General features: G+C 38.6%; 21 protein-coding genes. All 21 read left to right on the top strand.

From position 1 onward, the window contains the following. The first annotated feature begins 218 nt into the window (after positions 1-218). The 21 genes from AKG34_RS13865 to AKG34_RS13775 all read left to right on the top strand — a co-directional run bounded on the left by AKG34_RS13865 (position 219) and on the right by AKG34_RS13775 (position 21,004). Positions 219-1,193 carry a S66 family peptidase gene (locus AKG34_RS13865; RefSeq protein WP_053346613.1) on the top strand — a complete coding sequence of 325 codons (975 nt, stop codon included), beginning with the start codon at positions 219-221 and terminating at the stop codon, positions 1,191-1,193. 261 nt (positions 1,194-1,454) lie between these two features. Beyond that, on the top strand, positions 1,455-1,784 hold the full coding sequence (locus AKG34_RS13860; protein WP_053346612.1) for a hypothetical protein: 330 nt from the start codon (positions 1,455-1,457) through the stop codon (positions 1,782-1,784). A 198-nt stretch (positions 1,785-1,982) separates the two neighbouring features. Beyond that, the gene (locus AKG34_RS13855) at positions 1,983-3,335 is read left to right on the top strand and encodes an aspartate aminotransferase family protein (RefSeq protein WP_053346611.1); all 1,353 of its coding nucleotides are present in this window, start codon (positions 1,983-1,985) and stop codon (positions 3,333-3,335) included. A gap of 17 nt (positions 3,336-3,352) precedes the next feature. Beyond that, positions 3,353-4,066 carry a CoA transferase subunit A gene (locus tag AKG34_RS13850; protein ID WP_053346610.1) on the top strand — a complete coding sequence of 238 codons (714 nt, stop codon included), beginning with the start codon at positions 3,353-3,355 and terminating at the stop codon, positions 4,064-4,066. Beyond that, a complete protein-coding gene (locus tag AKG34_RS13845) occupies positions 4,033-4,698 on the top strand; it encodes a 3-oxoacid CoA-transferase subunit B (protein ID WP_053346609.1) in 666 nt (221 codons plus the stop codon). The genes AKG34_RS13850 and AKG34_RS13845 overlap by 34 nt, the downstream gene beginning before the upstream one ends. 17 nt (positions 4,699-4,715) lie before the next feature. Continuing rightward, positions 4,716-5,981, top strand: coding sequence for a peptidase (locus AKG34_RS13840; RefSeq protein WP_053346608.1), 1,266 nt, complete (start codon positions 4,716-4,718; stop codon positions 5,979-5,981). An 80-nt stretch (positions 5,982-6,061) separates the two neighbouring features. Next, the gene (ablB, locus tag AKG34_RS13835) at positions 6,062-6,910 is read left to right on the top strand and encodes a putative beta-lysine N-acetyltransferase (protein ID WP_053346607.1); all 849 of its coding nucleotides are present in this window, start codon (positions 6,062-6,064) and stop codon (positions 6,908-6,910) included. Between the two features lie 84 nt (positions 6,911-6,994). Next, positions 6,995-8,377 (top strand): sigma-54 interaction domain-containing protein, encoded by a 1,383-nt coding sequence (locus AKG34_RS13830; RefSeq protein WP_053346606.1) that lies wholly within the window; start codon positions 6,995-6,997, stop codon positions 8,375-8,377. Between the two features lie 120 nt (positions 8,378-8,497). After that, on the top strand, positions 8,498-9,901 hold the full coding sequence (gene kamA, locus AKG34_RS13825; RefSeq protein WP_053346605.1) for a lysine 2,3-aminomutase: 1,404 nt from the start codon (positions 8,498-8,500) through the stop codon (positions 9,899-9,901). 1 nt (position 9,902) lies between these two features. Continuing rightward, the gene (locus AKG34_RS13820) at positions 9,903-10,166 is read left to right on the top strand and encodes a YokU family protein (RefSeq protein WP_152952288.1); all 264 of its coding nucleotides are present in this window, start codon (positions 9,903-9,905) and stop codon (positions 10,164-10,166) included. Positions 10,167-10,545: 379 nt separating this feature from the next. Then, positions 10,546-11,469, top strand: coding sequence for a cytochrome aa3 quinol oxidase subunit II (qoxA, locus tag AKG34_RS13815; protein WP_053346604.1), 924 nt, complete (start codon positions 10,546-10,548; stop codon positions 11,467-11,469). A gap of 50 nt (positions 11,470-11,519) precedes the next feature. Then, on the top strand, positions 11,520-13,475 hold the full coding sequence (gene qoxB, locus AKG34_RS13810; RefSeq protein ID WP_053346603.1) for a cytochrome aa3 quinol oxidase subunit I: 1,956 nt from the start codon (positions 11,520-11,522) through the stop codon (positions 13,473-13,475). Next, entirely contained in the window at positions 13,466-14,062 is a 597-nt protein-coding gene (gene qoxC / locus AKG34_RS13805; RefSeq protein ID WP_053346602.1) for a cytochrome aa3 quinol oxidase subunit III, read from the top strand. The genes qoxB and qoxC overlap by 10 nt, the downstream gene beginning before the upstream one ends. Before the next feature lie 2 nt (positions 14,063-14,064). Then, positions 14,065-14,352 (top strand): cytochrome aa3 quinol oxidase subunit IV, encoded by a 288-nt coding sequence (qoxD, locus tag AKG34_RS13800; protein WP_053346601.1) that lies wholly within the window; start codon positions 14,065-14,067, stop codon positions 14,350-14,352. Position 14,353: 1 nt separating this feature from the next. After that, the gene (locus tag AKG34_RS29700; RefSeq protein WP_152952364.1) at positions 14,354-14,437 is read left to right on the top strand and encodes a hypothetical protein; all 84 of its coding nucleotides are present in this window, start codon (positions 14,354-14,356) and stop codon (positions 14,435-14,437) included. A 579-nt stretch (positions 14,438-15,016) separates the two neighbouring features. Then, positions 15,017-15,244, top strand: coding sequence for a YozE family protein (locus tag AKG34_RS13795; RefSeq protein ID WP_053346600.1), 228 nt, complete (start codon positions 15,017-15,019; stop codon positions 15,242-15,244). A 28-nt stretch (positions 15,245-15,272) separates the two neighbouring features. Next, complete coding sequence (locus AKG34_RS13790) at positions 15,273-17,039, top strand: sensor histidine kinase (RefSeq protein ID WP_053346599.1); 1,767 nt, start codon at positions 15,273-15,275, stop codon at positions 17,037-17,039. 190 nt (positions 17,040-17,229) lie between these two features. Continuing rightward, positions 17,230-17,937, top strand: coding sequence for a germination protein YodN (locus AKG34_RS13785; protein ID WP_053346598.1), 708 nt, complete (start codon positions 17,230-17,232; stop codon positions 17,935-17,937). 202 nt (positions 17,938-18,139) lie between these two features. Then, a complete protein-coding gene (locus AKG34_RS27030; protein ID WP_064505166.1) occupies positions 18,140-18,310 on the top strand; it encodes a YozD family protein in 171 nt (56 codons plus the stop codon). Positions 18,311-18,557: 247 nt separating this feature from the next. Continuing rightward, positions 18,558-19,262 carry a purine-nucleoside phosphorylase gene (gene deoD, locus AKG34_RS13780; protein WP_053346597.1) on the top strand — a complete coding sequence of 235 codons (705 nt, stop codon included), beginning with the start codon at positions 18,558-18,560 and terminating at the stop codon, positions 19,260-19,262. 257 nt (positions 19,263-19,519) lie between these two features. Further along, a complete protein-coding gene (locus AKG34_RS13775; RefSeq protein WP_053346596.1) occupies positions 19,520-21,004 on the top strand; it encodes a lmo1851 family serine protease in 1,485 nt (494 codons plus the stop codon). Positions 21,005-21,092 lie beyond the last annotated feature (88 nt).

The raw sequence follows: 21,092 nt of genomic DNA, 5'->3' as shown, positions 1-21,092 counted from the left end.
GGATTGCCCGTGAAATTATCGAAAAAAACCAACTGAAAAATATCGAAGAACCGGTTTTTAGCTGGTGAAAGAAAATAACCAGGAATCCTAGTTATTTTTTTTTATGGAATAAACTATGAAATCATACGAATGCACGTTCTTAAGTGTCCTGGTTTTTCTTTATTCAGCATATCTGCTAAAATAACGAAAGATGTAATTATTTTAGGGGGAAAAAAGATATGAAACCTTCTCGTTTAAAAGCTGGCGATGAAATCCGGGTTATTGCACCTTCGAGAAGTCTGGCGATTGTCAAAGGGGAACAACGCAGGCTGGCAGAAGAAAGATTAATGGAGCTTGGATTTAAAGTGACATATGGTAATACGGCTTTGGTCCATGACGACTTTTTCTCGAATTCAATTGAAGATCGAATTGAGGATTTACATGATGCGTTTCGGGACCCAAATGTAAAGGGAATCTTTACGGCTATTGGCGGATATAATGCCAACCAATTACTACGATATATTGACTACGATTTGATTAAAGAAAATCCAAAAGTGTTGATGGGATATAGTGATGTAACGGCTATCTTATTGGCAATTTATAAAAAAACAGGCTTAACTACATACCCTGGTCCTCATTTCTCGACGTTCGGCATGAAGGCTGGGCTGGAATATACAATGGAATACTTTAAAAAAGCAGTTCTCCAAGTTGAAGACTTTTATCTTGAACCAAGTGAAACGTGGAGTGATGATTCATGGCATTTAGAACAGGATGATCGCACTTTCCATACAAATTCAGGATATATGGTCATTCAGGAAGGGGAAGCGACAGGGACAATCATTGGAGGCAACCTTTGTACAATCAATCTTTTACAGGGTACAGAGTATATGCCTTCTTTAAAGGATAGTATCCTGTTTATAGAAGATGATGAAGAAAGCCATCCATTCAGTTTTGACCGAGATTTACAGTCATTGCTTCAATTGCCAGATGCAAGCGGAATAAAAGGAATTGTCATAGGCCGTTTCCAAAAGGAATCCGGGATGACTGATTATGCTTTGCAGGAAATTATTGCAACAAAGAAAGAAATAAATGGTATACCTGTCATCGCGAATGCTAACTTTGGACATGTTCATCCATTTGTAACGGTCCCGGTAGGTGCAAAAGCAGTGATGAATGTGAAAAACGGAAAAGTAACTGTTAATGTCCTTTCATAAAAAAACTATAGATAAGACGCCGTTCAAAAGTGGACGGTGTTTTAAGTTATTTTGGGTTTGGTCTGGTAATTCCCTATAATATGAATTTATTTCTACTTGCCTGAAGCTATGTTTTCTGGTTGATTTTAGGAGTAATACCTCTTGTCAGCGCTGAATATTTTATTATTTTACAAGCATTATTAGGGAATATGAGGCTAATTGTTCAAATTCTATGTTTTTCTGATATAATACTAAGAGATTTAAAATAGAAAAGGTGATTATGTGTTATTAACAATTCCCGCATCCATTCGTTTAGAAGGGGCTTTGGCCGAATATAATAAAAAAGGCCGTGTAAGCCATACTTGTTTCGTTTGTAACGAAGACACTTCAAATGGGGATGCAAGTAACTTGAACTACTATAAGTTAGGTACTAAAAAAGTTTGTCATTCATGCATGAAACAAGTTTTACGTCATCCATCTTTAAAAGAGTATGAATATGTACATACCTCAGTTATTGATAAAACTGCTTTTTATAAAAATGTGCTGGCTGTTTTAAAGGATGAAAATTTTTTAGAGTCAATTCGTCAAGAAAAGCTAAATAGCGCATTGTAAGAAAAAAGTGTATCTCTTGTGGATACACTTTTTTTTGTACCCTTTTAAGTCACTCCTTATAATGACCCATCCCAAAAATCTAAAAGAAATTTTTGATGTTTACAAGCTTAGGTCAATTTCCTTAGCAAGATTCCCTGAATCAGGACATACACTTTACTATAATGCTAGTTTGTTTCCAGAGAAGGAGAGTGTGGGCATATGGAGCAGTCTTCATTGATCAAGCCGGTCCTAGGAGGAGCCTACCCGACTATTAGTCATGGTGAGGGAGTATTTTTATACGATAAAGAAGGAAAGAACTACCTGGATGCTTCATCCGGTGCTGTTACTGCTAACATCGGTCATGGTGTTCAGGAAATTATTGATGCGATGAAAAAACAGGCTAATCAGGTTTCATTTGTGTATCGTTCACAGTTTACGAGTGAACCAGCGGAGAAACTCGCTAAAAAAATTGCTGAACTAACAAAAGGGGAACTGAATTATAGCTTTTTTGTAAATAGCGGATCCGAAGCGACCGAAACTGCCTTGAAAATTGCCATTCAGCATTGGCAGGAAAAAGGGAAACCTAAGAAACATAAAATTATATCCAGATGGATGAGCTACCACGGCATCACGATGGGGGCTCTTTCGATGTCGGGCCATCCGATTCGCCGTGAAAGGTTTACTGCTATGCTTGAATCATATCCTTCCGTTTCTCCTTCATATTGCTACCGCTGCCCACTTCAACTTGATCCCCATACGTGCGGAATGGCCTGTGCTAAGGAATTGGAAGCAACAATTAGACGCATTGGTGGTGATAATATTGCCGCTTTTATTGCTGAGCCTGTCATTGGCGCAGCCGGGGGAGCTATTGTTCCACCGGATGGTTATTTTCAAAAACTCAAGAAAATTTGTGAAGAACATGACATTTTATTCATTGCCGATGAAGTTATGACTGGATTCGGTCGGACCGGTAAGATGCTTGCTTCCGAATATTGGGATGTAGAACCTGATATCGTAACATTCGGAAAGGGAATGAGTGGGGGGTATACTCCTATAGCTGCCGCTGTAATGACGAGAAAAGTGATGGAGCCAATTATAAGTGGCTCTCAGTCGATTATCGGAGGGCATACACTTAGCGCCAATCCATTATCATGTGCGGTATCGTTAGCGGTGTTAGAATATGTAGAAAAAAACAATCTCGTTGAAAAATCAGCCGACAGAGGGAAAAACTTAATTAGAGGACTGAAGAAGTTAGGAGAGAAGTATTCCTTTATCGGAGACATCCGTGGAAGGGGTTTATTGATTGGTATGGAATTTGTCCAGGATAAATCGACAAAGTCTCCGCTTCCAAAGGGTGTCGACGTGACTAATGAAATCATTAAATTGGGAATGAAAAATGGAATCCTATTGTACCCTGCAGCAGCGGGTCTAGATGGTGTAACCGGGGCTGCAATTATCATATCTCCTCCTTTAACGATTTCGGAGGACGAGTGTGCAGAATTGTTAATGAGGCTCGATATAACACTTCGACAATTTAATGAGCAGATCCTACCGGGTCATCTGTCATCCTAACAAGGAAGTGAGTTAGTATGTTAGAAAATTCATTCCAGAAAATTTGCCGTTTTGAGGATGTTCTACATCTCTTTAAAGATAATCAGTCTATTCTTTTCGGAGGGTTCGGTGGCATCGGTACCCCGCCGGGATTGATCAATTTAATTTTGGAGTCAGGTATTAAAAATTTAACCTTAATCGGAAATGATACTGGTTTTCCAGATATAGGGGTAGGGAAACTGGTCACACAGCGGCGTGCGAAAAAAATCATCGTTTCTCATATTGGTTCTAACCCAAATGCGGGCCAATTTATGAACAATGGAGAGCTGGAAGTAGAGTTCTCACCGCAAGGGACGCTTGTCGAACGTATCCGGGCAGGTGGGATGGGTCTTGGTGGGATATTGACCGATATTGGCCTGGACGCCGATATAGTCCGTGAAGGAAAACAAACCATAAGGCTGGGTGAGAAAAATTATCTAGTTGAACCTGCGTTGACTGCAGATATCGCAATTGTTTATGCAGAAAAGGCAGATCCTTATGGAAATCTAATATTTGATAAAAGTGCTCGGAATACGAATCCGCTCGTAGCGACTGCCGGACAAATCACCATAGTCGAAGCAATGCAAATCGTCCCACTTGGCGCTTTGAATCCGGAAGACATTATTGTACCGGGTGCATTTGTGGATTATATCATTCCATCAAAAGGAGTCGATTGGAAATGGGTTTGGGAACCAAAGTCAGAAATCGATTAGCGAAACGAGCCGCAGCAGAAATAAGCAATGGCATGCTGGTCAATTTGGGAATTGGCATACCATCCCTTGTGCCGAATCATCTTTTGAATGATCATCGAGTTATGTTTCATGCTGAAAATGGGCTTGTTGGAATCGGGAGTTCCCCAAAAAAGGGGAAGGAAGATCCGCATCTCTGTAATGCTGGAGGTCTTCCCATTACCATTAGAGAAGGAGCATCATACTGCGACAGTACGATGGCATTTGGAATGATTCGCCGGGGCAGGGTGGATATCACGATTCTTGGAGCACTACAAGTAAGCGAATTAGGCGACTTGGCTAATTGGAATGTGCCAGGAAAGAGAGTACCAGGGATGGGTGGGGCGATGGAACTTGCGGCAAAGGCCAAAAAGGTCATCGTATTAATGGAGCATACTGATAAAATAGGCATGTCTAAATTAGTAAAAGAATGTACGTTACCATTAACGGCTAAAGAATGCGTACATATGATTATCACGGAACTTGGCGTATTTTCTGTGAAACCCGAAGGTCTCTTATTAACTGATTTATTTGAAAATTCTAGTATCGAGGAAATCAGGAATCAAACCGAAGCCTCGTTTACAGTCTCTAAAAATATCCATATTTTAAAAGAATGAGAGAGGAGAACAGTGATATGTATGAAGCGAAAATCAGCACTTGGTTGAATGAAAATCGAACGAATGGAATTAGGCTGTTACAAAAACTGGTACAGGAACCGAGCAAGCGAGGCCAAGAGGGGAGTGCGCAAGCTATTGTAGTTGAAAAGTGCAGACAGCTTGGTCTCGAAATAGATTTATGGGAGATTGGGGATGAAAAATTAAGAAATCATCCCCATTTTTATTGTGATCGTAAAGATTTTAAAGGAAACCCCAACCTTGTTGCGATTAAAAGAGGAATCGGCAACGGCAAATCTCTCATTTTAAATGGTCATATTGATGTGGTTCCTGAGGGAGATCATGCTGCATGGCACGATGACCCATATAGCGGCATGGCAAAAGACGGAAAAGTGTTTGGGCGTGGAACGACCGATATGAAAGGTGGCAATGTTTCTTTATTATTAGCACTCGAGGCAATTATTGAATCTGGTATACAATTGAAAGGGGATGTTATTTTCCAAAGTGTGATTGAAGAAGAAAGCGGAGGTGCAGGTACACTTGCGGCAGTCTTGCGAGGATACCGGGCTGATGGGGCAATCATTCCTGAGCCAACTAATATGAAACTATTTCCACTTCAACAAGGATCGATGTGGTTTCGGCTTATAGTCAAAGGTAAGTCGGCACATGGAGGTACAAGATATGAAGGGGTAAGTGCAATAGATAAAGCAATTAGTATAATGCTAGAAATTAAGAAGCTTGAACAAGAACGAAACGAGTCACTTCGTCATTCTCTCTATAAAAATGTAAAAATTCCAATTCCGATTAATATTGGGAGTATTCAAAGTGGGAATTGGCCTTCTTCTGTGCCGGATACAGCCGTACTAGAAGGCCGGTTTGGGATTGCCCCCACGGAAACAATGGAAGCGGCACAACGCTCGCTGATGCAGTGTATTGAGGCTTTAAACGAGACTGATGCATGGTTCAAAGAGAAGCCCATTGAATTAGAATGGTTTGGGGCTAGATGGTTGCCTGGCAGTCTCGAACTTGAGCATCCATTGATGAAAACACTAGGTGCATACTATGAAAAAGTGATGGGTGAACAGCCGCTTGTTGAAGCCTCCCCCTGGGCGACGGATGGAGGGTATCTTTCATCAGTGGGATCGACTCCTGTAGTTGTCTTCGGACCGGGGGAAACGAAGTTGGCTCATGATTCTAATGAATATATAGAAGTGGATAAAATGATGGACGTTGCAAAAATCATCGCTTTAACTATAATCGAATGGTGTGGAGTGGAAGAGCAATAATAAGTTTCTCTCGGGTCTGATTCTCATAGGGTCAGGCCTTTTGTTACAATAATTAGATTGATAGGAAAGGAGCAAGTTAGATGGAGACAGGAATTATTGAAAAAAGAATTCAAAAACCGCGTTGCACATTACATATTACAATCGACCGGTTTAATAAGCGGGTCCGGGTGGACGATTATCTCGGTCACTTTCAAGATTGCGTAGAAGAATCTTTGAAGGTGGCTGAGAACATATCAGCAGAGAAAATCATTTTTAAGACACGAAAGGAGAACGTTCAAGAATTACTAGTTCAAGGCTTTTTATATGAAGGAAGTATAGATAAGTACTTTTTAGGAAGCGATTGCTTCTTCCTTGTTAAATATAACAAGAATGAACGTAGAAACAGTGAAAACTGGGAAAAGGAGGATCAAATCCTTGCCGGTGTACAGACTCTCCCGTTAAAAGCCGCTTTAGATGCTCCGCCTGCAGCCTACCAATGTCGTAAAGCAGATGAATCCGATGCTATTCAGCTGGCACAATTGTATGGCAAGGTGTTTGAAATATACCCCACTCCGATGAATGATCCGGAATATGTGAAAAAGTGCATGAAAAGCGGAACAGTTTTTTATATTTACGCCCATGATGATAAAATCGTTAGTGCTGCCTCAGCAGAAATCGATTCCTTCTACCATAACGCTGAAATCACTGATTGTGCGACACTGCCCGAACACCGGCAGTACGGCTTAATGAAGCATTTGATTGCTAAACTTGAAGACCACCTTGTCTCAAATGAAATTTATTGTATCTATTCCATTGCCCGATCACTGTCATTCGGTATGAATGCGGCCCTGCACCAACATAATTACTCATACCGCGGGCGATTAGCCAATAACTGTTACATCTTCGATAAACTTGAGGACATGAATCTGTGGGTGAAAAATTATACATGAATGCTCATTTTTAGGCAGGTTTATGACAAGTTTTTGGCATTTCCTCATATATATTAAGTAAGGATGTATTAGAGGAGGTGGACCTTGCCTAGTGAATTTTTTAATACAAGTGAAGTATTAGAAGCGATACTGGAAACCATTGATGAGGGTATTCATGTGATTGATCCAAAGGGACAAACCATCTTTTATAATGGAGTGGCAGCCAATCATGATGGAATGAAAGTAGGGGAAGTACTCGGGAAACCATTACTTGAAGCCTTCCCTTCGTTAAATCACAAATCTTCTACATTACTGAGAGTTATTAAGTCTGAAAAGCCCATTTATAATTACAGTCAATCGTATGTAAATGCACATGGTAGGATCATTGAAACGTTAAATACAACGCTCCCCATTTATGTAGATGGGTTTATAGTTGGTGCCATAGAAATAGCGAAGGATTATTCGAGTTTGAAGCAGTTATCTGAACGGTTAGCTGACCTGGAAAGCTCGCTCAAGACAATGAAAGGTCCTGAAAAAAAAGCGGAAGTGAATGGTGATTTATATACGTTTAACGATATTTTAACCAGTGATACTGAATTCAGAAACATAATTTCACTAGGGAAAAAGGCTGCCCGTTCCTCTTCCTCTGTATTAGTTTATGGAGAAAGCGGTGTAGGAAAAGAACTTTTTGTTCAAAGTATCCATAAGGATTCTAACCGCCGAAAAGAACCGTTCATCGCACAAAATTGTGCGGCTTTACCAGAAAATTTATTAGAATCTCTATTATTCGGTACCGCTAAAGGCAGTTATACAGGTGCAGTGGATCGCCAGGGTTTATTTGAATTGGCCAATGGTGGCACCTTGTTTTTGGATGAATTACAATCGATGCCGATTGACCTGCAGGCAAAGTTGCTGCGGGTGCTTGAAGACGGGTTTATTAGGAGGATAGGTGCCGCAAAGAATGTCCAGGTGGATGTAAGAATTATGGCAGCGATGAATATAGATCCGAAAAAAGCCGTTACGGAAAACAAGTTACGAGCAGATTTATTTTACCGATTACATGTATTAAGCTATGAGCTGCCTCCGTTGAGAGAGCGCCCTGAAGATATATTACTCCTTACTAATCATTTTATTTTATTCTATAACAAGAAATTAGGACTTTCCATAGAGGGAATTGATGAGAATACAAAGGTTTTCTTACAGAATTATCATTGGCCAGGGAATGTTAGAGAGCTTAAGCATACGATAGAATTCATGATGAATCATACAGAAAAAGATATATTAACACTTGAAGATTTGCCGCAGTTTTTAAAAAAACGTCCCACTTCAAAAGAAAAAATACTTCCACTGCGTCAGGCAATGATGGAAATGGAGACGAAGTTGATCACCGAGGCTCTTCTTCAAACAGGAGGCAATGTCTTTCAGGCCTCGAAACTATTGAAGATTCCACGGCAAACCCTGCAATATAAAATGAAAAAACATACTTGAATGTTTAAAATTCGGATGGACCATGTAATCCGGATTTTTTTATGGGTATATGTAGTTTTTGGTTAATTTTGGCATCCATCTTGCATTAAATACTACTATCAAGACTCAGGAGGTATTACCATGTTATTTGACTTATATAAGCCCGAGCGTAATTGGAAAGATATAGAGCTATGGAAAGATGTAACCGATGAACAATGGAACAACTGGCTGTGGCAGCTTACGAATACTATCCGAACTGTGGAGGATTTGAAAAAAGTTATAGACTTGACTCCTGATGAAGAGGAAGGTGTCAGGATCTCTACGAAAACCATCCCATTAAATATTACCCCCTATTATGCTTCGTTGATGAATAAGGATGACCCAAGGTGTCCAATCAGAATGCAATCTGTCCCAATCTCAGAAGAAATGCATAAAACCAAATATGACATGGAGGACCCGCTTCATGAAGATGAAGATTCACCAGTACCGGGATTGACTCACAGATATCCTGATCGCGTCCTTTTTTTGGTCACGAATCAGTGCTCCATGTACTGCCGCTATTGTACAAGAAGACGCTTTTCAGGACAAATAGGTATGGGAGTACCAAAAAAACAATTAGACGCTGCAATCGGCTATATTCGTGATACACCAGCAGTCCGAGATGTTCTTATCTCCGGCGGTGACGGATTATTGATTAATGACACCATCCTGGAATATATTTTAAAAAACTTAAGGGAAATCCCCCACGTTGAAATAATCAGGATAGGTACGAGAGCTCCAGTTGTATTCCCTCAACGAATCACAGAAAATTTGTGTGCAATATTAAAAAAGTATCATCCAATTTGGTTAAATACGCACTTCAATACATCTATAGAAATTACCGAAGAATCAAAGAAAGCGTGTGAGATGCTAGCAGATGCAGGTGTACCGGTAGGCAACCAGGCTGTTATTCTAGCCGGTATAAATGATAGTGTGGCGATCATGAAAAAGCTGATGCATGACCTCGTTAAGATTCGTGTCCGTCCTTACTACATTTATCAGTGCGACCTATCCGAAGGAATCGGTCATTTCCGAGCCCCGATATCTAAGGGGATTGAAATTATTGAAGGCTTACGCGGTCATACGTCTGGGTATGCTGTCCCGACTTTCGTTGTAGATGCACCAGGGGGTGGAGGGAAAATTACATTACAACCGAACTATATCCTTTCACAATCACCGACAAAAACAGTGCTTCGTAATTTTGAAGGAGTAATTACCACATATCCCGAACCTGAGCATTACACACCAGGACTTGCAGATGATTATTTCAAAGGGATATATCCTGATATGGAAGAAAAACGGTCAGATATAGGAATAGCTGGTTTGATGAATGACCAGCAATTTAATTTAGTACCTGAAGGGCTGAAACGAATGAATCGCCGTGAAAATTACGTTACCAACCCAGAGCATGCTTCATTAAAAAATCAACGTGAAAAGCGAGATCAGTTAAAAGAAAAGAAATTCCAGGCACAGCAAAAAAAGAGCACTCCAAAGGGGGAGGAATAGCATGGAAACTTGTCCATGGTGTGAGATAGGAAAACTTACATCGGTAACGGGTACGGTCTATTGGGAATTACCAGATGGAACGCGAGCCGTTGAAATTACTGAAACTCCTTCTTCCCATTGTGAGAATTGTAAAGCTCTTTTTCAGAGTGATGAAATAGTAAAAGGAATTGAAGATCAGCTATTTTTAATTGATTCGAAACAGCTTGCAAAACAGACCAAGTATGATGAGTTATTGAAGATGAAGAGATTATTGAAATTACTTTGATTTTGGGAAATAACAAAATGATTAGAAGTTGCCTCATCTACTTTTATTGGTGAGGTTTTTCTGTGCGCCCGGCGGTGTGGTCTATAGGGTGCACATCTCGAACGGTGAAGGCATTAGTAGCGGCATCATTTTAAATTTTCATCTTCACTACCCTTACTTTGACCACTAGGAATAAAAAAATCCATGCAGTATCTCCTCACATATTCAAATTCCTTTTCATAGCAAATAGGTATTTAGATTACCTGTTTCTCTGAACATTCCCCAAATGAATTCATTCATATTCATCCCTCCTATAAATGCGATTGTGAGAAATTACCACTCTTAATAAACATTTTTTGGGATAACTTAGAAATGAAATCTTAAAAGAAAGGATACATATATGAAAACAAAATGGGTTCTATTAGCCATTCTCTCTACCATAGTCAATGTGCTTTCTGGCTGTGAATCATTAGCGGTCTTAGATCCTAAAGGACCTCAAGCCCAAACGCAAGCCAATGTGATTTGGCTATCAATTGCGATCATGGCGGTTATTGTTATTGTTGTTTGTGCTATTTTAGTCTTTGTGTTAACGAAATACCGTGACTCTAAACTACCTAAAGAATATGAACCACCCTACATTGAAGGGAATCATGTTGTTGAAACGATTATTGTTGGGGTGCCAATTTTAATCGTCATTTTCTTCTCCGTTGTTTCTGTAATTTCCAACAATAAAGTGGAAGCCACTCCGGAAGGGTACAAAGGTCAAGATCCATTAATTATTTACGCTTCGTCATCTGACTGGAAGTGGCATTTTAGTTATCCAGAAAACGATATCGAGACAGTAAACTACTTGTATATTCCAACAAATCGACCACTTGAATTTAAACTTTATTCATTCGGGCCTATCACGAGTTTCTGGATTCCACAACTTGGCGGTCAAAAATATGCCATGTCTAACATGGTGACCACATTACACTTAGCGGCGGACGAATCAGGGGAAATGATGGGACGAAATGCAAACTTTAGTGGGAAAGGATTCGCTGAAAATACGTTCCACGTCGAAGCGATGTCTCAAGATAAGTTTGATGAATGGGTAAAGGAAGTTAAAGAAACTGCGAAACCTATTACTGAAGTAAGATTCAAGGAATTATTAAAGCCGGGTCATGAGGGACAGTTAACGTTTACTGGAACTCATTTAGACTTCTCATCAGCTCCAGAAGGTGAAAATGCTGGACATCATCATGGCTCAAGTGACTCTAACGCGAATTCAAAAGGTGAACATATGGAGCATGATCAAGAGAAATCAGCACACAATCATGAATAATTTCTTAGTCTATCTCAAGAAAAATATTTTCAGAAAGGAAACACAAAAGTATGGGTTTTTTCTCTAGATTTCTTATACCTAATCCTAGTCCCGTCATTTACTCATCAATGGTGGCCATTGGTGTTACTGTTCTCTTGATCATTGTTGGTTTAACCCACTTTAAAAAATGGTTTTTTTTATGGAGTGGCTGGCTAACAACAGTCGATCATAAAAGAATAGGTATTATGTATCTAATATCTGCTTTGTTGATGCTATTTCGTGGTGGGGTAGATGCTGTGATGATGCGTGCGCAACTTGCCGTACCGGATAACAAATTATTAGATTCACAGCACTATAATGAAATTTTTTCAACACACGGGGTTGTGATGATTCTCTTTATGGCGATGCCGTACATTATGGCCTTAATGAATTTCGTAGTGCCATTACAAATTGGAGCACGAGATGTAGCGTTTCCACGTCTAAATGCCATAAGTTTCTGGTTATTTTTTATGGGTGCGATGCTATTCAACATCTCTTTTGTAATTGGTGGTTCGCCTGATGCAGGGTGGACATCTTATTTCCCGCTTGCAGGTAATGAATTTAGCCCGCATGTTGGAACGAATTATTATATGATTGGTATTCAGATAGCCGGAATAGGTACATTAATGACGGGGATTAACTTTTTGACGACTATTCTTAAAATGAGAGCACCCGGTATGACATTAATGAAAATGCCAATGTTTACATGGTCTGCTTTAGTCACAAGCATTATTATCATTTTCGCATTCCCTGTATTAACAGTGGCGCTGATCATGGGAACAATGGATCGACTATTCGCAACCAAGTTTTTCACAATGACTGAGGGCGGTATGGATATGCTTTGGGCTAACCTGTTCTGGGTTTGGGGACATCCTGAAGTATATATCTTAATCTTGCCTGCATTTGGTCTTTTTAGTGAGATTATCCCAACCTTTTCACGACGTAACCTATATGGCTATCGATCAATGGTTGCTTCAATGGTATTTATCTCTATATATTCATTCTTCGTTTGGACGCACCATTTCTTTACAATGGGGCAAGCAGCATATGTTAATAGTATTTTCTCGATTACAACGATGGTAATTGCTATTCCGACTGGAATCAAGATCTTTAACTGGTTGTTCACGATGTGGAAAGGTAGAATCAGATTTACCGTACCTATGCTTTATTCAATAGGTTTCATACCTCTTTTCACAATCGGTGGAGTTACCGGGGTTATGCTTGCGATGTCAGCGGCGGATTATCAATACCATAATACAATGTTTTTAGTAGCTCACTTCCACAATGTCATCATTCCGGGTGTAGTATTTGCTGTGCTTGGTGCCGGAACTTACTACTGGCCGAAAATGTTTGGTTTCATGTTGAATGAAAGGATTGGGAAATGGGCGTTCTGGTTTCTAACCATTGGTTTTTGCTTAGCATTCTTCCCTATGTATATCACTGGTTTAGATGGTCAAGCACGTCGTATATACACATACTCTGAATCGACTGGATTTGGACCATTGAATATGATTTCGTTTATCGGGGCGACTCTAATGGCAATCAGCTTTGTATTAATCGTATATACGATTTACTATAGCATTCGCCATGCTCCAAGAGATGTTAGTGATGATCCGTGGGATGCACGTTCCCTTGAATGGGCTACTCATAATCCAGTACCAGAATATAACTTTGCTATTATTCCACAAGTGAACTCAAGGGAAACGTTTTGGGATGCTAAATATAAAGGTCATGAATTATTCAAGGGTGACTATGAAAAAATTCATATGCCCAATAACAGCGGCGTACCGTTTATCATGTCCTGTATCTTCTTTGTCTTTGGATTTGCGTTAGTATTCAGCATATGGTTTCTTGCGATTATTGGGTTAATCGGTATCTTTGTTTGCATGGCTCATCGTTCATTCGAAATAGATCATGGGCATTACATTTCTGTAGAAGAAATTAAAGAGACAGAAGCAAAATTTGGGGGTGTTAATAAATGGAAATAGATCACTCGCAACCTCTTGAATATAGTACGGAACAAAATCGTCTAAATATTTTAGGCTTCTGGATTTTTCTTGGTGCCGAAATTATGCTTTTTGCAACACTCTTTGCATCATATTTTACATTAGTTGATCGTACGGGTAACGGTCCTACTGGAGCAGAAATTTTTGAAATCACTCCAGTACTTGCTGAAACATTCTTGCTCTTAACAAGCAGTTTTGTCATCGGGCTTGGAATTCATGCCATGCGACTTGGCAACAAGAAAGCCATGTTGACATTCTTCGTAATCACTCTCCTTCTTGGATTAGGATTCTTAGGATTTGAAATTACTGAGTTCATTACCTATTATCACGAAGGAGCTACACTGCAAACTAGTGCATTTACTTCGATGCTCTTTACAACATTAGGGACACATGGAGCACATGTTACATTAGGACTTTTCTGGGGGTTCTTTATTATCCTTCAAGTGAAAAAACGCGGGTTGACACCTGAAACAGCCAATAAATCCTTCATTTTCTCTCTTTACTGGCATTTCTTAGATATCGTTTGGATCTTCATCTTCACCTTTATCTACATGAAAGGAATGACATAAACATGAAGGAATTATTCCCGGCTAAACAAGTATGGGGTTTTGTATTTTCATTGATTTTGACGTTTGTAGCTCTTTTGGTTTACTTCTTCAATATGTCAAAAGCAACAGGCATGACGATTTTTATATTGACAGCATTTATACAAGCAGCTGTTCAACTAGTTGTGTTTATGCATGCTCGTGAAACTGATGATAGCAAATCAATTTTTATGACTCTATATTGCGCTATATTCCTAGCTCTAATTACTGTCTTCGGTACAATACTATGTATGGTCTGGGGTTGGAGTTATTGATATGAAACAGCTAGGGAAACAGACCAAGTATGATGAGTTATTGAAGATGAAGAGATTATTGAAGCGGAATTACTTTGATTTTTAGGTAGGAAGAGATTGTACAGTTACTATAAAAACATATATTTCTCTATTTAAAGGATATGATTCCCTTAGTGTAGACAGAAAAGAGTAAGTCATTGAGTTATATGATTGTTGAATAATTGTAAACAAACCTATTTAAGCTCCATTAAATGTTAGCTTGTACTCAGTAAAAAGAATTGATTAGTTTGGTATTAATTATTCAACTATTTCAGAAAGATTAAAACTCGTCTGTACTGTTAGGTTCGTGCCCGAAAAAAGAGAATTTCGACTAGAAAGCCGATGTTTCCTGCGCTAAGGAAACATCGGCTTTTATTTTTATTGGATAAGAGCTGACCTGACAGGCAAGACTTGGACACTATTGTGAAAGGTTAATATAAATTAATTTCGAAGAAAATTGACATTGTACTCTTTCTTCAATCACAGTTCGTCATAAATTGCGTTCTGTTTCTGGTGAAATATCGTTAGTTGTCCTATAATTGTTAGGAAGAAAAACCCATGTTGGTTTTTAAAAATGTAGACGGAAGGGAAAGTTTCCGATATATTAAAGCTGAAATCTTAGTTACTTTTTAGGAGGGCTCGTCACATGAGACCGTTTTATTTATATTTAATGAAATTCCGACAACCTAAAGAAATTGATGCCATCACTAAATTTGCTAATCACGCTTATAACGATCACAGTTTCCCAAAGCAATCGGATGATTATAATGAATTAAGTAGTTATTTAGAATTGAATGGCGACTATCTCGAAAGTATGACTGTATTTGATCGTGCGTGGGAACAATATGTCCAAATAGAAGAAGGACTCCAGTAGGGAGATCAGGAATAGGGGGAACCGAAGGATGCTTAAAAGCCTTCAAACCCGAATTTTGCTTTATTCTTTACTTATAGCAAGTCTACCTGTTCTGATATTGGGGATAATTTCCTATGGATCACAACGCTCTTTGCTTGAAAAAGAAGCAAAAAATGCCTTGAATGCAGGTTCACTTAATTTCGTCAATGAAACATATAGTTATTTGAACGAACGGAATAGTGATGTGAAGTTATTAAGTGCAAATTCGGTAATCATAAATCCTGGCTCATCAAAAGAAGAGAAGTCTGATGAACTAAAAAAGTTCATTGGAGCAAAAGGGGAATATTACGGAGCTTTGTATTTGGATTTGGAAGGTAAAGTTATTGCAGATACATCTAATAAAATGATCGGAGCTAACTTAGCTGAGAGAATATGGTTTGAAGAAGCACTAGAAGGTAATGAATTTCTTTCTGACGTGTATAAAACACGAGCTTATTCTGAACCCATAATAACTTTAAGTGCACCGGTATATGGTCGTACAGGGCAAATGGTTGGTGTTGTCTCCTCGGCCTTCCGCTTAGAAAACCTTTGGGAGATGATCGAGAGAAAAGCTGTTGATATTAGTGATAAGTATCCTGTGAACATTTTCATGATTAATCAAGAAGGTATCATGGTTTCCAAAAAAGATCCCCATGGCATCCAACAGAATTCTACCTTAGAGGAAATGGGATTAACAAAAGCAAAACTGATAGAAGCTTCTGAAACGGATAACTTGTACAGTGCAGAGAATGGAGAGAAAATATATTCTATTCAGGCTGTTCATACGCTAGCACAAACGGAAAATAAATGGTTTGTAGTTGTGGGAGCTGATAAGAAACAAGTGTTTCAGCCTTTGAATGATCTTTTGTCACGTTATCTAACCATTTACACGATTTTATTTGTATCAATCATTATAGTGGTCTATTTATTTACAAAGACTCTTGTGCGACCTGTTCAAGATCTTGTTGAAGCAACAGAGGAATTTATTGAAGGAAAAGAATTCGTCGTTTCTAATAAAAGAAGCTTTGAAGAAATGGTAAAACTGAACCTTGCTTTTCAGAGAATGATGGAAACGATAGAGGATCGTGAAAAGGAAATCGTTCGTACGGAAAAGTTGAAATATGTAGGTCAGCTAGCTGCAGGGGTTGCCCATGAAATTAGGAACCCATTGACTACAATAAAGGGGTTCTTCCAACTATTGAAGAGCCAGGATTATGATAAAACTTTAATAGTAAAGTATAGTGATGTCATGCTTGAGGAAGTCAATCGGGTTAATGTATTTGTAACTCAACTTCTTGATTTAGCAAAGCCTCATCAGCTTGAATGGGAGAAACTTGATCTAAAAGATTTCCTCGATGAAATTATAGATGTCTATTCTTCTTCAAATCCTAGTTCTCATGTAACATTCATTAATTCAGTGACACAATCTATATATATTTATACTGATCGAAACCGATTGAGGCAAGTTCTCTTGAATGTCTTGAATAATTCTTGTGAAGCATTCGATTCTAAGGGGAAGATTGAATTAAATCTTACAATCGTTCCTCAATATATAAAATTAATCATTCGTGATGATGGAATAGGAATTAGCCCCGAGAATATAAAAAATATCGGTATGCCCTTTTATACAACAAAATTGGAAGGGAATGGTCTGGGAGTTGCGACATGCATCCAAATTATGGAGGAACTAAAAGGGAAATTTCAAATTGAAAGTACATATGGCCAAGGAACAGACGTAATCCTGACTATTCCTACAACGAACCGTCTCATTCGATGAGACGGTTTTTTTATGTAGAGAATGAATAGTAACACCACATAACTTTAGCATTGAAATGACCCTTTATTAAATGAGAGTACTTTTGTATCTAAATGAGCAAAATGCCCCCCTCTTTCTATTAACCTCCATGTTTGTTTGTGCATATAATTTACTAATCAAACGATAAGGACCATATTGGGGGATGTCTCTTATGGGCAAGAAAAAACAGCCGAAATTTAAAATAGGCGATACAGTCGTAATAATAATGTATGGGACAGTCGGGAAAATAACCGATGTAAAATTTCTCGATGGTGCTTATGTGTATGAAGTGAATTATAGTGAAGGTCTTTATATTGAAAAAACATTGCAATCCATAAATGAATACGAAGGAGAAATCCTTTATCAAAGAGAACAGATCGATATTGAGTATAAATATTTATTAGGTGACTTAGTCCAGGTAGATGGATATGAACAGGATTATTTCAAGATTATCGGCTATCGAACAGAAATATGGCGCTATAAGGAAAATGCCTGGGAGGATGTGATCTATGAGTTATCACGAATCTCCGACGGGGAATGGCTTGAAGCGCATGAAGAAGAATTGACCTTAATAGCCGATGCCAAACGTGCAGATGCAATTATTCGAAAATTAGGGCTGCTCCTTTCTAAAAAGAATAATGAGCTTGCTATCATTGCTAAACAAAACAACCCTGGTAAAGGTGAGCGAGAAATGACAATGACAAAAAATGAAAAAAAGGAAATGATCGATGGACTGTTAGATTTATATAATGATTACTGTAAGCTCTATGAACATTTTGGCGATGATGAATATCACCATATCATGAAAATCGCCCTTGCTAAAATTGAAAAAGCGGCAGAGGAAATTTACCCAGATCATAAAAAAAAGCAAACAAAGTGAAAGGTATTCCACCCTTCTAATAAGCCATTTAACTAATTACTATACAAAAGCTTCTGTTCAATAATGGCAGGAGTAGATAATAATAAGTGGAGGCAATTTTCATGGAAAAGTAAACACTTTCATATGTTTTTCTATAATGAAATGCCTTACTGGAATATTTGTCTCTATACATTCATACACCTTTAATTAAGGGGGCGATGATTTGCGAGAAATTGAGGTTTTTATTGATACAGAAGAGATAGCGGAATTCTTCTTTCAAGAATTGATAAGACGGGGCTATCTTCCAACAGAAGCTGAAGTTGAAGATCTTGCTGACATCACATTCGAATATCTTCTTGAAAAATGCATAATTGATGAAGAAGTCGATGAGTAACCTGTCATTAGACGGTTAGCAGCTTCCTTTCCCTTAATTCTAAAAATATTTTAAAAGACGGCGGACCACCGCCGTTTTGTTTGTATTTTTATATGTAAGAGCCTTATTCTAGACCTCTTAATAGATTCCAGATTTCAATCCCTTACAGGCTCTTGAAATTAAGGTTCTGTTTTCCTATCTTGAGGTTGATATGGTATAGTAGTTTTTGAATATCTTTTCAATCAAAAGTTAAGGAGGACATAGTTGTATGAGCGTACATATTGGTGCTAAAGAACATGAAATTGCGGAAACGGTTTTACTTCCTGGGGATCCGTTACGAGCAAAATACATAGCAGAAACATTTTTAGAAGATGCTAAACTATACAATGAAGTACGTAACATGTTTGGATATACAGGGACATATAAAGGGAAACGCATTTCTGTCCAAGGTACAGGGATGGGTGTTCCATCCATTTCCATCTACATAAATGAATTAATGAATAGCTATAATGTGCAGAAGCTTATTCGTGTTGGGACTGCTGGTGCCATTCAGAAAGATGTAAAAGTTAGAGATGTAATCCTGGCAATGAGCGCTTCTACGGATTCACAAATGAACCGCCTGACATTCGGAGGAGTCGATTTTGCTCCAACAGCGAATTTCGATTTGCTAAGAAAAGCTTATGAGGCAGGTATTGCCAAAGGTTTGCAATTAAAGGTGGGTAACGTGTTTACGGCCGATCACTTTTATAACGATAATAGTGAATTAGAAAAATGGGCGAAATATCAGATTCTAGCTATAGAAATGGAATCAGCAGCTCTATACACGCTTGCTGCTAAATTTGGACGTCAAGCTCTTTCTGTTTTAACCATTTCCGATCACATATTAACTGGTGAGGAAACGACGTCGGCGGAGCGCCAGTCAACATTTAACGAAATGATTGAGGTAGCATTAGAAGCAGCTATACAGGACTGATATCAAGATGTAAATTTATTTGCGGGTACCAGGAATAAATGAAGCTGTACGATGATAGTTATGATACAGACTCATTTATTCCATGGTATCCGCATTTTTGTAATTTAACAGATTATTGGCAGGGAAATATTATGGGTTTGGTTAAGAATTTTATTTCTGATTTTACCTACGCGAAATGGTGAAAAAAGATTTTTTGATAACTAATATTTTCCGATTAGCTTGAAAGCTGATAAAATAGAGAAAAAGTTTATATCGTCATGAAGAATGAAAGTGGTGAGGCTTCAGTGGAAGAAGAAAATCAAAAACAGCCTAAAGAGGCAGGGAAATTCATAAAAATAAAGAAGTTTACGTTCATTATGGGGATTTTCTTACTCATATTTCTAACCGCAGGGATTACTACAATAGCCTTGACCTTTGGAGATGAAAAAGTAGATCCATTAGCATCGAATAAACATTCGGAATTTGAAAAGCTGTATTCTACATACGATACGATAAAAGATAACTACTATGAAGAGATTGATCAAGACAAGCTGGTTGACGGGGCAATTAATGGAATGATCAAATCATTGGATGACCCATACTCTGCTTATATGGATAAAAAGGAAGCATCGAGTTTCCATGAGAGCATCTCTTCATCTTTTGAAGGAATCGGTGCTGAGATACAGGAGCAGGATGGAAAAATTATGGTCGTCTCACCGATAAAAGGGTCTCCAGCAGAAAAAGCAGGGATAAAACCTAATGACATTATTTTAAGTGTTGACGGTAAAAGCGTTGAAGGATTAAGCTCTTCTGAAGCTGTCCTGAAAATCAGAGGTGAAAAAGGAACGAAAGTGGAACTATCTATCTCAAGAGCTGGTGAATCGGAACCGATTGATCTTACGATTAAGCGTGATACCATTCCAATTGAAACAGTTTATTCCGAAATGCTTGATGATGGAGTTGCCAAAATCCAGGTAACTAGTTTTTCTGAGCATACTGTTCAAGAGCTGGAAACAGCGCTTAATGATATGTCCAAGAAAGATATGAAAGGCCTTATCTTAGACTTGCGTGGTAACCCTGGTGGATTACTCGACCAAGCTATAGATATGGCAAGCTTGTTTATTCCAAATGGGGAAGTAGTTCTTCAAGTTGAGGATCGCAGCGGGAAAAAAGAAGTCTTTAAATCGAAGAATAATGGAGAGATAAAGATTCCAGTAGTCGTATTGATTGATGATGGCAGTGCAAGTGCATCTGAAATTGTCGCAGCGGCTGTCAGTGAATCGGCGGATATTCCTTTAATAGGTGTTAAATCATTTGGGAAAGGAACTGTGCAAACAGCCGAAGACTTCGATGATGGATCTAACTTTAAATACACGGCTGCAAAATGGCTGACTCCTGAAGGTAATTGGATTCATAAAAAAGGAATCAAGCCGGATATTAAAGTGAATCTTCCTGATTATGCCAGCCTTCCATATATTTCGCCGGATAAGGAATTGAAAGCATCTGATTCTTCCAGTGAAGTAAAGGCAGCTGAAGAAATGCTGAAAGCAGCAGGCTATAATCCAGGTAAGATAGATGGATTCTTTGATGAAGAAACAACAAATGCCGTTAAAGAATTCCAAAAAGAACAAAAGGTTAAAGAAACAGGTATTATCAAAGACGATACAACCGTGAAATTAATGCAGGTCATCCGGGAGAAAATCCTTGAAAATGATACACAAGTGAAAAAAGCAGTGGAAGTTTTAAAGAAGGAAATCAAATAATTTGAGTATAAACAGCCTGTCAGCGATTACCGTTGACAGGCTGTTTATCGTTAATTGCATAATACTTCAATATAAGGGGAAAATATGG

Source organism: Peribacillus butanolivorans (genome assembly GCF_001273755.1).
Classification (GTDB): domain Bacteria; phylum Bacillota; class Bacilli; order Bacillales; family DSM-1321; genus Peribacillus; species Peribacillus butanolivorans.
Note: the sequence above shows the minus strand (reverse complement) of the source record. Positions and strands in the feature narration are given on the sequence as shown.